General features: G+C 36.4%; 12 protein-coding genes, 1 tRNA gene and 3 rRNA genes. 5 read left to right on the top strand and 11 right to left on the bottom strand.

The window, feature by feature from the left end; all coding sequences use genetic code 11:
* Positions 1–150 precede the first annotated feature (150 nt).
* The 3 genes from BN1075_RS12685 (at position 151) to BN1075_RS12675 (ending at position 2,665) form a co-directional block, all read left to right on the top strand.
* The gene (locus BN1075_RS12685; protein ID WP_040193596.1) at positions 151–741 is read left to right on the top strand and encodes a TVP38/TMEM64 family protein; all 591 of its coding nucleotides are present in this window, start codon (positions 151–153) and stop codon (positions 739–741) included.
* A gap of 486 nt (positions 742–1,227) precedes the next feature.
* On the top strand, positions 1,228–1,863 hold the full coding sequence (locus BN1075_RS12680) for an ECF transporter S component (RefSeq protein ID WP_042387318.1): 636 nt from the start codon (positions 1,228–1,230) through the stop codon (positions 1,861–1,863).
* Positions 1,820–2,665 carry a pyridoxamine kinase gene (locus BN1075_RS12675; RefSeq protein ID WP_040193594.1) on the top strand — a complete coding sequence of 282 codons (846 nt, stop codon included), beginning with the start codon at positions 1,820–1,822 and terminating at the stop codon, positions 2,663–2,665. The genes BN1075_RS12680 and BN1075_RS12675 overlap by 44 nt, the downstream gene beginning before the upstream one ends.
* Before the next feature lie 143 nt (positions 2,666–2,808).
* Here BN1075_RS12675 and BN1075_RS12670 read toward each other — a convergent pair whose 3' ends face one another.
* From BN1075_RS12670 to BN1075_RS12660, 4 genes are all read right to left on the bottom strand, one after another.
* A complete protein-coding gene (locus BN1075_RS12670; RefSeq protein ID WP_040193593.1) occupies positions 2,809–3,537 on the bottom strand; it encodes a DUF6994 family protein in 729 nt (242 codons plus the stop codon).
* Positions 3,538–3,631: 94 nt separating this feature from the next.
* A complete protein-coding gene (locus tag BN1075_RS21175; RefSeq protein ID WP_197072313.1) occupies positions 3,632–3,928 on the bottom strand; it encodes an HAD hydrolase-like protein in 297 nt (98 codons plus the stop codon).
* Positions 3,929–3,952: 24 nt separating this feature from the next.
* Complete coding sequence (locus BN1075_RS12665; RefSeq protein WP_040193592.1) at positions 3,953–4,237, bottom strand: HAD family hydrolase; 285 nt, start codon at positions 4,235–4,237, stop codon at positions 3,953–3,955.
* A 192-nt stretch (positions 4,238–4,429) separates the two neighbouring features.
* Positions 4,430–4,813: a BlaI/MecI/CopY family transcriptional regulator gene (locus BN1075_RS12660; protein ID WP_040193590.1), complete on the bottom strand. Its 384-nt coding sequence runs from the start codon at positions 4,811–4,813 to the stop codon at positions 4,430–4,432.
* Positions 4,814–5,007: 194 nt separating this feature from the next.
* Here BN1075_RS12660 and BN1075_RS22525 point away from each other — a divergent pair, with 194 nt between their 5' ends.
* Both BN1075_RS22525 and BN1075_RS22355 read left to right on the top strand, forming a co-directional pair.
* On the top strand, positions 5,008–5,388 hold the full coding sequence (locus BN1075_RS22525) for a M56 family metallopeptidase (protein WP_148315510.1): 381 nt from the start codon (positions 5,008–5,010) through the stop codon (positions 5,386–5,388).
* Entirely contained in the window at positions 5,385–6,683 is a 1,299-nt protein-coding gene (locus BN1075_RS22355; RefSeq protein ID WP_040193587.1) for a M56 family metallopeptidase, read from the top strand. The genes BN1075_RS22525 and BN1075_RS22355 overlap by 4 nt, the downstream gene beginning before the upstream one ends.
* 117 nt (positions 6,684–6,800) lie before the next feature.
* On the opposite strand, the gene BN1075_RS12645 is transcribed toward BN1075_RS22355, so the two are convergent.
* The 7 genes from BN1075_RS12645 to BN1075_RS12615 all read right to left on the bottom strand — a co-directional run.
* Positions 6,801–7,160, bottom strand: a complete 360-nt coding sequence (locus tag BN1075_RS12645) for a DUF1048 domain-containing protein (protein WP_040193585.1) — start codon at positions 7,158–7,160, stop codon at positions 6,801–6,803.
* Positions 7,161–7,169: 9 nt separating this feature from the next.
* Entirely contained in the window at positions 7,170–7,517 is a 348-nt protein-coding gene (locus BN1075_RS12640; protein WP_040193584.1) for a DUF1048 domain-containing protein, read from the bottom strand.
* Positions 7,517–7,843, bottom strand: a complete 327-nt coding sequence (locus BN1075_RS12635; RefSeq protein ID WP_040193583.1) for a PadR family transcriptional regulator — start codon at positions 7,841–7,843, stop codon at positions 7,517–7,519. Before BN1075_RS12635 ends, BN1075_RS12640 begins: the two co-directional genes overlap by 1 nt.
* Before the next feature lie 324 nt (positions 7,844–8,167).
* Positions 8,168–8,242: transfer RNA gene (locus tag BN1075_RS12630), tRNA-Glu, on the bottom strand.
* 5 nt (positions 8,243–8,247) lie between these two features.
* Positions 8,248–8,365 (bottom strand): 5S ribosomal RNA (rrf, locus tag BN1075_RS12625).
* Between the two features lie 251 nt (positions 8,366–8,616).
* Positions 8,617–12,073: ribosomal RNA gene (locus BN1075_RS21955) — 23S ribosomal RNA — on the bottom strand.
* Between the two features lie 351 nt (positions 12,074–12,424).
* Positions 12,425–12,476: ribosomal RNA gene (locus tag BN1075_RS12615) — 16S ribosomal RNA — on the bottom strand; the annotation flags it as partial.

The following is a 12,476-nucleotide window of genomic DNA, read 5'->3' as shown; positions in this document are numbered from 1 at the left end:
ACCTGTTTCCCCATATACCTACCACTCCCCCTCATATCCATAAAGTGCGTCTGTAAGGAAATTGTAAGAATTATAATAGTCACTTTGTAAGATTAATACTTTAAAATAAATCTTGTATTAATGATTATTTGAATTAAAGGAGGAACCCTTATGGAATTTATAGATGGATTATTTCAATTAGCCCAAAACAATTTTATTTTAACCTTTGCAATTGGATTTCTTGCAGCCTTTAGTGAACCCTTCTTTTCCCCACTCCCTATAATAGGTATAGTTGTAACAAATTCAATATTGTTAGGGTTTCTCCCTGGACTTACAGCATCTATCCTTGGTTCTCTTCTAGGTTCAATAATATTATTCACTCTATGTAAGAAGTTTGGAAACAGTAAACTAATGAAAAAATTAAATAACTCTAAGGTAAATAAAGTTGTTTGCTGGGTTAGAGAGCAAGGCTTTGTGCCAATGACAATATGTTATGCGTGTCCTTTTATACCTGATGTTTTAATTACTATTGCTTCAGGTGTATCAAAAAAGAGTTTACAAAAATTCTTACCTGGATTATTTTGCGGAAAGTTAATCTTTTTTTCTGTTGCTAGTTATATAGGAAATGATATTGTAGGGTTTATAACTAATCCATTAAAAATAGTTATCGCTTTATCTATCATTACTATTGCTTTTATCCTTGGCAGAAAGGTAAGTAATAGAATGGAACTTGCTGCAGAAAAAAACTTAGCCTTAAATTAATATATTTCTGACTTATTTTTATGAAAATTTAATCTGCATTACTTAAACATTTTAAGTATTTATAAAAAATTAAAGCTAAAGAAGTGATAATGCTGCTTATGTTATAGATGTTAAAGCCCTGAAAAGTCAAAAAACTTTTCAGGGCTTTAATATCGTATTCTGCGTTTTCTCATGTTCAAATTAATCCTTTTAAACTGTACTCTAAAAAATAAACAAATCTGGATATTTTAACAACGTCAATTTTCCGTATAATAAATAGTATAAAAAGGAAACTCCACATTATTTTGTTAACTAGAAAATCTTCATGGGATTCAAATTAATATTTGGATACTATTATAAGGAAACTCTATTTCACTCTGTGGACTAAATTCCTATGAACTAAATAAAAATGAACAAATATGAAGTTTCAAAATAAAAATGTAAATTTAATGAAACTTCTAGAGTGTCACCTTTGGCACTCTTATAAGGAAGGGAGATTGTAAACAAATGAGACAAGAAAAAACTTTTAAACTAGTAATCACCGCTCTATTTGCAGCACTATCCTATGTTGTATTTACGTTCTTACAAATTAAAATTCCTTTACCTGGAGGAGATGCAACGTCCATCCATCTTGGAAACGCTGTTTGTGTCCTTGGAGCCCTAATATTAGGAGGAACCTACGGAGGAATCGGTGGTGCACTAGGTATGACCATCGGAGACTTATTTGACCCAATTTATATTGTATATGCTCCAAAAACTTTTATTTTAAAATTATGTATCGGATTAATAACTGGAGTAATTGCTCATCGTATTGGTAAAATATCTACCTCTACTGATAAAGGACATGTATTCCGTTTTACTGTCCTTGCAGCTGTAGGTGGATTATTATTTAATGTAGTTTTCGATCCACTAATAGGATACTTTTATAAACTACTCATCCTTGGCAAGCCGGCTGCAGACATTACCCTTGCGTGGAACATTGGTGCCACCAGCATCAACGCAGTAATTTCCTGTATCGTAGCTGTAGCTATTTATATGGCACTTAGACCTGTTTTAATAAGAAATGGGATGATGTTCAAAATCGGAAAGGGTGGAAGTAATGAAAAACTATCTGCAGCCTCCAAAAAAGCTAATTGTAATTAACGATATGGTAGGAGTTGGCCGCTGTTCTATGACAGTGGCTATCCCTGTTATTTCAGCTTGTAAAGTACAAGCGTGTCCAGTGCCTACTTCTGTATTTTCAAATCATACGGGCTTTCCTAACTTCTTTAAGGAAGACTTAACTGATGCCTTGCCTTCTTATCTTGAGGGACTTTCTAAAGTGCCTGTTGATTTTCAAGGCATATATTGTGGCTATCTCGGTTCTATGAAACAAATACAGCTTGTGGGTAACTACATAAGGAAATCCAAGGAAGAATACAATCCGCTAGTTATCCTTGACCCAATCATGGGTGATCACGGCACTTGTTATCGCACTATTACCCCAGAATTTTGTAATGAAATGCGTTCATTACTTCCTTATTCAGATATTATAACTCCTAACATTACAGAAGCCTGTATTCTTACAGAGACAGCCTATCACCCTTGCAGATATTCCGAAGAGGAACTTCTTTCAATCTGCTTAAAACTTCAGGAGTTAGGTGCTTCCAAGATAGTTATTACAGGCATAAAGGATGACCATAATTTTTACAACTTCATTTATGAACACAATAATAATTACATACTTATGGAGACTCCAATTGCAGGTGAATCAAGACCTGGCACGGGAGATATCTTTGCAAGTATTATCTCTGCCTTAGTACTTCGTGAATATGACCTGGTTGATGCAGTAAATAGAGCAAGTGAATTCATTGGAGCCTGCACATCTGCAACTTCACAGCTCAACATTCCAGTTCAAGAAGGAGTTGCCTTAGAGCTATTTTTATCAAATTTAATAGGGTTATAGTAAAAGCCCTCCTTGGTAGCAGCTTACCTTGGAGAGCTTTTTCTTTTACTTGTTTTTATTAGCTTTGTTTTAAAATAATGTGGGAATAAGATTAATTTACTCGCTAACTTGGAATTTATAGTGGTGCTTCTTCTGTTTCTGCATTAGTTAATATTTTTAGTTCTGTATTTATGTGTTTTACTTATTAACTTTTTAAAATATTCTTCATCAAATTTTTTTGTTTCAGTCCATAGTTCTGCTTTTAATTTACCTTCCGTATTATTCACAAACGCTTCTAAGTTTCTCTCTACTATAAAATTATTAAAATTACCAAATGAACATAGCCAAGTAAATGTCATTAAATTCAAATAAGCCCTATCAAAAAGACAATTTCTTTTATCATTTTTTATACTATTTATTAATGATACTGATAATTTCTTCTCATTATCAATTTTTTCATAAAAACTCTGAATATCAACAAGAGCTAAATCAATTCTATCATCAAAGGGATATTTAAATCCCCTACATATATTAATACTCTGTACATGAGCTGGCCATATTAAACATTCAAACATACCTTCTCTAATCAATTTATAATTTTCTTTAGCCTCTTTTACCGAACTGCTAAATTGTATAATTTTTTTTATGCCACATAACCCATCTGATGATAAAGTAATACTTTCCACTATATTAGATTTTTCACTCTCATTTTGTAGAATAATATTTTCATATGCTGAAAATGAAACTTCATACGCTTCATCTGGATCTGTATATACTCCGTATTTTTCTATAGCATCAAATACTTCTTCTTTTGATTCATAATTCCAAAAATCTTGCTTTAAGGTCACTTCAACTTTACGATTATAATTAGCTTGAGCTTCATTTCTGTTCATAAAAACCTCCCGATAAATTCCTATTTTTCTCTTAGTTTATATTAAATAAATTTATTCTCATTAACTTAAACTCACTGACAATTGGAATTTGTATTTATCTTATTAATGACATTAGATCTTGTTTAACCTTATGAATACATCTTCTTTCATCGTCAAACAATATAGTGCATATTCCCGTACTTTTAGGAATTATTAAATTTCGATCTGTGTTATCTATGAAAACACATTCTTCTGGTTGTATTTTAAGATTTAATATAGTATCTTCAAAAATATACCTTTTATCTTTCCCCGACTGTAATTTTGCTGAAATTGAAACTACATCAAAATATTTCTTTAAATTACTATACTCTAAAATAGTATCAATTCTATCAACTTTGTTATCAGTTACCAATGCTATTAATTAATTTAATTTTAACTATTTTAAAAATTCAATCATTTCCTTATCTAGTAAAGTGTTTTTAAATGATTCTATCAATATGTTATAATCTAACTTTTGACCAATGTCATTACAAAAACTATTCCACATATCTTTATGAGTAATTTCCCCATATAATAGCTCTCTATTATATTTATAGTAGTTTGTCTTAACAACTTCTAATAGAATTCCACTTTTATCTGAAATAAACCTAATAATTGATTCAGAACCCGTTTTATCAATAGTTAGAACTCCATCAAAATCAAATAATATTGCTTTTATCATCTTAGACTCCTTTTTTAATCTATTCGTTAAAATCCTATTTATAACTTAGTCTAGGAACTAAATTTACTTAAATAATAATACATTTATTATATATTAGCTTAAGAAATAAACAAACAATATTTACCATTAAAAACAACCTTCTATCTTTGATTCTTTAAAAATAAAAAGTATCTAATTACTAGATACTTTACATTAATCCTCATTTGCTTTTGCCTTATGTAGCAAACTTTTTAATTCTTCTAAATCATCATTAGTCAACTTATTAGAATTTACAAAATTCACAAGCATAGAATTTATTGATCCATTAAAAACTCTATTAATAAAATTTTCACTTTCTTCATTAACACATTGAGCTTCACCTACTAATGGAAAATAAGAATATTCTTTTCCATGTTGATTAAAACTTATAACTTCTTTTTTTAATAGTCTATTAATTAAAGTCTTAATAGTTGAGGCTTTCCAGTCTTTTGTGTTTTGTACCTCCTTTATTATTTCAGTAGAAGTTATATTAGGACTCTTCCAAATTATTTTCATTATTTCCCATTCAGAATCTGCAATCTTAGGTAATTCACTCACTCTCAACCCCTCTTTCAATTACATTTGTAATCTATAATTTAATTTTAAGTATATAATCTTAGGCTGTCAATATAAATACATAGTAAGATAAGTAGTCATAGAATAAAATTTAATTGTAAAATAAAGTAAATTTTATATTGACTTGTACCGTTTACAATTGTAAACTTAAATTATGAACTACATCTATAGATAAAGTGGGGGGGATTTCTATTAATATAGTAGATTTATTTGAGAATTTAATTAATATTTCTTTAATGGGCTCTGTATTTGCCCTCATAATATTTTGTATAAGACCAATAATAAAAAGATTCTTTGGGCCTATGATTCTTTCTTGTCTTTGGTTAATACTTATTATAAAGCTAATAATCCCCTATGGACAACAAAGTGAACTAAGTATTTATAATATCCCTAATAAGCTTTCCAGGAAAATCACTAGTGAAGATTTACAAATTAATCATTCCACTACAGATAATTCACAAACTATTAATAATATGAATTTTGAAAAAATACCATCTGATAGTAATATTACTACTTATTCCCCACCCATAGATACTTCATTAGCAATCTTTCTATGAGATTACTTAGCTGTATATGGTGCTTTGGGGCTTTAATAGCTACATTTTTAGCTGTTATATCCTACTTTAAGCTTTTAAAAATTAAAGGTTCAATGCTTTATAAGCTTAATAAAAATAATTATGCCGTCTTAAATAATGCATTAAATAAGTTAAAAATCAAAAGAAATATTGAAATATTAGTTGTAAAAAATATAAGTAGTCCCGCTTTATGTGGAGTTTTATACCCTAAGATTTTAATACCTATAAATATCTTTGAAAATATGAAGGGCGAAGATATAAACTATATAATTCTCCACGAGCTATGTCACTATAAAAGAAAAGATATATTAATAACTTGGATTATCTATCTTTTAAAAATTATCTATTGGTTTAATCCTGTAATTTTCTTTGCTCTAAACACTATGCGAAAAGATTGTGAAATAGCCTGCGATAATATGGTGATATCAAATTTTAAAAATGATGAAAATTTAAATTATGGTTATACGATTTTAAAGGTATTTAGTTTAATAAATAAATCTAATTCTATAATCGGTGTAACTTCTATTGCTAACAATAAAAAAAGTTTAAAGGAGAGAATTAGTATGATTGGACATAATAAAAAATTTGGAATTAAAAATATAGCCGGAGGGGTTATTATTCTTCTAATAATCTCCGTGCTAGCTTTAACTAGCGGCAAATCAAATGTTCAAGCTACTACTAAAGATAATTCAAATGATGTAACTAACACTTTTCTAAATGGAAAAACTAATATAAAGCTAAGTACCTATACTGGTAATAGTAAAGTTCTTATATATAATAGCCATGCTGGTGAGACATACAGTGATAATTCTTCTGTTATTGATACAGCTAAACTTTTAAATGAAAACTTAAATAAATCTGGAATGGACTCTGAATTTATAGAATGTGATCCAACGGTAGAGTATAATGCTTCCTACTATAAATCAGAAGAACTCATTAAAGCCAATAGTAATGATTATACTGAAAGAATTCTACTTGATATTCATAGAGATGTTCGAGAAAATAGCAAATTCCCTGAAATGATTACTATACTTCTAAGTGAATCTGCTTCAAATTTTGAAGAAAACCTAGAATTAGCTCAAGCTCTATGCACCGAGCTTGATAATAATGGTGTTAAGACTCGAATTCAGCAATATAAAGAAGGAATTAATCGTTATAATCAGGAACTTGGTATAAAGGGTTTAATTATAGACGTAGGAACTGACAGTATAAATGGAGAGCAAAGTACTTATCTAATAACAGAACTTGGAGAAGCTTTAAAATCAGTTTTAAAATAAATTTTATCCTATAATAAAAGTGGTATGCAAATTCTATTTACATACCACTTTCTCATATAGGTATACTTTTTCCTACTTAAAATCTTGTTAAATATTCACTAATATATGTGCAACACATTAACTTCTTTGCTTTACTTTATGCATAGCTTTTTTCATTGCCTTATCAACTTCCTTAGCAACAGATTCTTGAAACACATCCTCATAGGTCTTAGAATCCTTAACTAGGTCATCACAGAAGGCTGCCACATCCTTGCCTGTCACTTCAAGAACACCTTTTCCTAAAGCTGCACCTTCTTCGAATAAATCAACAATCCCTGACAATAGCTCAATTCCCTCTGTTAGTTCAACAGGTCCAACCTTAAAAAGATATTTTTGAATCTCTTTATAAACAACTTGATAATCTTTAGGAAGGTCTTTCACACGAGCAGTATGCGCTCGCCACGCTCTCTTGTCTTCTATCATATCTTTTATTCCCATTTTGTCCTCCTATTTACCTAACTTCTTAGCAATATTATTATTTAGCTGCTTACGCCACTTATCTCTAAAGGAATTTGCGCCTTCACCTCCCATTAATTCTGCGCAGAAACCCTTGATATCCTCACCAAAAACTTCTTTTGTACTAACGCCATCTGCAGCTTTTTCCTCCAGCATGCCTAGAACATCCTCAAGAATTGGCATGAGATTACGACCGGTAAAGTCTGAATGAATCCAAAGATTACTCTTAATTTCCTCCCATGCTCCCTTATAATCCTCTGGCAACTTTTCAGCTCGTGCTTCAAAAATCTTAAATTCCTTATTCATATCACTTCCCGTGATTTTTTCCCAGAAATTCATTATTTCCTCTCCTTTTTTAACTCACTAATTTTTGATGATACAAATTCCCACTTTTCCCAAAACCTCTTCAGTTCTTCACGTCCAGCATCATTAAGGGTAAAGAATTTTCGAGGAGGTCCCATTTCAGATGGCTTTTTGCTAGTTTCAACTAACTTCTTTTTCTCAAGCCTCACCAAGATGGTGTAAACTGTACCATCTACAACCTCTGAAAATCCAAGGGCATTAAGCCTTTTGGTAATTTCATAACCATATATCTCTTCATGGCTGATAATCTCAAGGACACAGCCTTCTAATACTCCCTTTAGCATTTCTGTTATATTCTCCATATAGGTCACCTCTTCACTATCTAGTATTACCGGTATTCAGTATTACTTACTACTACTATATAGTAACACTTAGTAGTCGCAATGTCAACTTAATGATCTTCTTTTAACTTATCTTTATCACACTAAAATAAAATCATACTATAATGCTAAAACATGGCTCTTTTTTATTTCTAAAAAAATAAAAACTCCTTCCAATCAATCCTTGGAAGGAGTTAAAACAATTCTTTACTTATATAAACTAATGACTTATCTTCATTTTAATATGCTTATTAATGAAATATTTATTTCATTGCATAAAAAAACACTTCATAATGAAGTGTTATATGGTGACTCCTAGGGGAATCGAACCCCTGTTACCACCGTGAAAGGGTGGTGTCTTAACCGCTTGACCAAGGAGCCTTATGACCTGGCAACCACCTACCCTCCCACACAGCTTCCCGTGCAGTACTATCGGCCTCTTAATGCTTAACCTTCGTGTTCGGTATGGTAACGGGTGTATCCATTAAGAGCATCATCACCAGATAAGTAGACATCCAAAAACTTGTTTTTGTGATGGTCACTTATGCAAATTGCTTTAGCAATTTGTATTCCTTTAAAAATATAAGCTTCGAATTTCTGCGTCAGCTTCAGTTGCTCATTGCTCACTTACCCTAAAGTAAGCTCGCCGCTTCGCGCCTTCGCTTCCTTGAACTTCTCGCTTCTATCAATAAAATTATTGTAAGAGAAAAATGTTCTCTCAAAATTACACAGTGAATATTGTTTCGTCAATTTATTAGATCAAGCCCTCGACTTATTAGTATGAGTCAGCTGAACATGTTACCATGCTTACACCCCTCACCTATCAACCTGGTAGTCTTCCAGGAGTCTTACTAACTTACGTTATGGGAAATCTCATCTTAGGGTGGGCTTCACGCTTAGATGCTTTCAGCGTTTATCCCTTCCAGACATAGCTACCCAGCTGTGCCACTGGCGTGACAACTGGTGCACCAGAGGTCTGTCCATCCCGGTCCTCTCGTACTAAGGACAGCTCCCTTCAAATTTCCTACGCCCGCGACGGATAGGGACCGAACTGTCTCACGACGTTCTGAACCCAGCTCGCGTGCCGCTTTAATGGGCGAACAGCCCAACCCTTGGGACCTACTTCAGCCCCAGGATGCGACGAGCCGACATCGAGGTGCCAAACCTCCCCGTCGATGTGGACTCTTGGGGGAGATCAGCCTGTTATCCCCGAGGTAGCTTTTATCCGTTGAGCGATGGCCCTCCCACGAGGTACCACCGGATCACTAAGCCCGACTTTCGTCCCTGCTCGACTTGTAGGTCTCGCAGTCAGGCTCCCTTCTGCCTTTGCACTCTTCGAACGATTTCCGACCGTTCTGAGGGAACCTTTGGGCGCCTCCGTTACTTTTTAGGAGGCGACCGCCCCAGTCAAACTGCCCATCTAGCAATGTCCTGTGACCAGATTCATGGCCTCCAGTTAGAATTCCAGTACTGTCAGGGTGGTATCCCAAGGTTGACTCCACACAACCTGACGGCCATGCTTCTCAGTCTCCCACCTATCCTGTACAGACAATACCGAAACTCAATGCTAAACTACAGTAAAGCTCTACGGGGTCTTTCCGTCCAATCGCGGGTAACCAGCATCTTCACTGGTACTACAATTTCGCCGGATTTGCTGTTGAGACAGTGCCCAAATCATTACGCCATTCGTGCGGGTCGGAACTTACCCGACAAGGAATTTCGCTACCTTAGGACCGTTATAGTTACGGCCGCCGTTTACTGGGGCTTAAGTTCACACCTTCGCTTGCGCTAAGCATTCCCCTTAACCTTCCAGCACCGGGCAGGCGTCAGCCCCTATACATCAGCTTTCGCTTTAGCAGAGACCTGTGTTTTTGCTAAACAGTTGCTTGGGCCTATTCTCTGCGACCTACTTGCGTAGGCACCCCTTCTCCCGAAGTTACGGGGTCAATTTGCCGAGTTCCTTAACAGCAGTTCTTCCGATGGTCTTAGGATTCTCTCCTCACCTACCTGTGTCGGTTTGCGGTACGGGCACTTGCTTCCTCCATAGAGGCTTTTCTTGGCAGCGTGGAATTAGTTACTTCACCCCGTAGGGCTTCCCCATCACACCTCAGATTCGGCTAGCGGATTTTCCTACTAGCTACTCCTAAATGCTTAGACATACATCCAATAGTATGCACAACCTATCCTCCTGCGTCACCCCGTTTGTAATAACGTCTGCAAGCGGTACGGGAATATCAACCCGTTGTCCATCACCTACGCCTTTCGGCCTCGGCTTAGGTCCCGACTAACCCTGAGAGGACGAGCCTTCCTCAGGAAACCTTAGGTTTTCGACCGCAAGGATTCTCACCTTGCTCTCGCTACTTATGCCAACATTCTCACTTCTGCATCGTCCACCGCTCCTTACGGTACGACTTCAGCCAATGCAGAAAGCTCCTCTACCACATGTACATAGTACATNTACTTGCGTAGGCACCCCTTCTCCCGAAGTTACGGGGTCAATTTGCCGAGTTCCTTAACAGCAGTTCTTCCGATGGTCTTAGGATTCTCTCCTCACCTACCTGTGTCGGTTTGCGGTACGGGCACTTGCTTCCTCCATAGAGGCTTTTCTTGGCAGCGTGGAATCAGTTACTTCACCCCGTAGGGCTTCCCCATCACACCTCAGATTCGGCTAGCGGATTTTCCTACTAGCTACTCCTAAATGCTTAGACATACATCCAATAGTATGCACAACCTATCCTCCTGCGTCACCCCGTTTGTAATAACGTCTGCAAGTGGTACGGGAATATCAACCCGTTGTCCATCACCTACGCCTTTCGGCCTCGGCTTAGGTCCCGACTAACCCTGAGAGGACGAGCCTTCCTCAGGAAACCTTAGGTTTTCGACCGCAAGGATTCTCACCTTGCTCTCGCTACTTATGCCAACATTCTCACTTCTGCATCGTCCACCGCTCCTTACGGTACGACTTCAGCCAATGCAGAAAGCTCCTCTACCACGTGTACATAGTACACATCCATAGCTTCGGTGGTAAGTTTTAGCCCCGGACATCTTCGGCGCGGGATCTCTTGACTAGTGAGCTATTACGCACTCTTTAAATGAGTGGCTGCTTCTAAGCCAACATCCTAGTTGTCTTAGAAATCCCACATCCTTTACCACTTAACTTACACTTTGGGACCTTAGCTGATGGTCTGGGCTGTTTCCCTTTTGACTACGGATCTTATCATTCGCAGTCTGACTGCCGGAATACAAGTATATGGCATTCGGAGTTTGATAAGGTTCGGTAAGCGCTATGCCCCCTAGCCTATTCAGTGCTCTACCTCCATTACTCAATTAACCGACGCTAGCCCTAAAGCTATTTCGAGGAGAACCAGCTATCTCCGAGTTCGATTGGAATTTCTCCGCTATCCACAGCTCATCCCATGGTTTTTCAACACCAACGTGGTTCGGACCTCCACGACATTTTACTGTCGCTTCATCCTGGCCATGGATAGGTCACCCGGTTTCGGGTCTACGACATGCAACTATGCGCCCTATTCAGACTCGGTTTCCCTTCGGCTCCGTACCTTAAGTACTTAACCTCGCTACATATCGTAACTCGTTGGCTCGTTCTACAAAAAGCACGTCGTCACACATATAAAGTGCTTCGACCGGTTGTAGGCACACGGTTTCAGGTTCTATTTCACTCCCCTTCCGGGGTTCTTTTCACCTTTCCCTCACGGTACTTCTTCACTATCGGTCACTAGGTAGTATTTAGCCTTGGGAGGTGGTCCTCCCTGCTTCCCACAAGGTTTCACGTGTCTCGTGGTACTCTGGAGCAGAACTTTCACTCATTTTCTTTCGCCTACGGGCCTATTACCCTCTGCGGAGCAGCTTTCCAGCTGTCTTCGACTAAAAAATTTGTGCATTTATGTTCTGTCCTCAACCCCTAAGTCAAAGACTTAGGTTTGGGCTCTTTCCATTTCGCTCGCCGCTACTCAGGAAATCGATTTTTCTTTCTCTTCCTCCGGGTACTTAGATGTTTCAGTTCCCCGGGTTTACCTCTATATACCTATTTATTCAGTATACAGTACATAGTGTTGACTATGTAGGTTTCCCCATTCGGAAATCTCTGGATCACTGGCTATTTGCGCCTACCCAAAGCTTATCGCAGCTTATCACGTCCTTCATCGGCTCCTAGTGCCAAGGCATTCACCATGCGCCCTTTGTAGCTTGACCTATCTTTACTACGATATAAGCTTCGAATTTCTGCGTCAGCTTCAGTTGCTCATTGCTCACTTACCCTAAAGTAAGCTCGCCGCTTCGCGCCTTCGCTTCCTTGAACTTCTCGCTTCTATCTTCGTAATCTTGTTCTTTCATGATTTTAGCGATAAAATCACTCCAAAACTATTAATTCTACAAAGAATTCATTAAAATTCTTGACGAAATTATAACTTTAAAATTAATTTAAAGATTTAACTTTCACTGTGTAATTTTCAAAGAACATTTTGAGAGTTAGTCTCTCAAAATTAAACAGAGTAATAAGTACCAGTAGTGTCATAAGGGATTAACCTTATGTCGACTCCCTAGAAAGGAGGTGATCCAGCCGCAGGTTCTCCTACGGCTACCTTGTTACGACTTC

It is taken from the genome of Clostridium culturomicium (genome assembly GCF_000821305.1).
Taxonomy (GTDB): domain Bacteria; phylum Bacillota; class Clostridia; order Clostridiales; family Clostridiaceae; genus Clostridium_J; species Clostridium_J culturomicium.
This window is presented reverse-complemented; position numbering and strand designations above follow the sequence as displayed.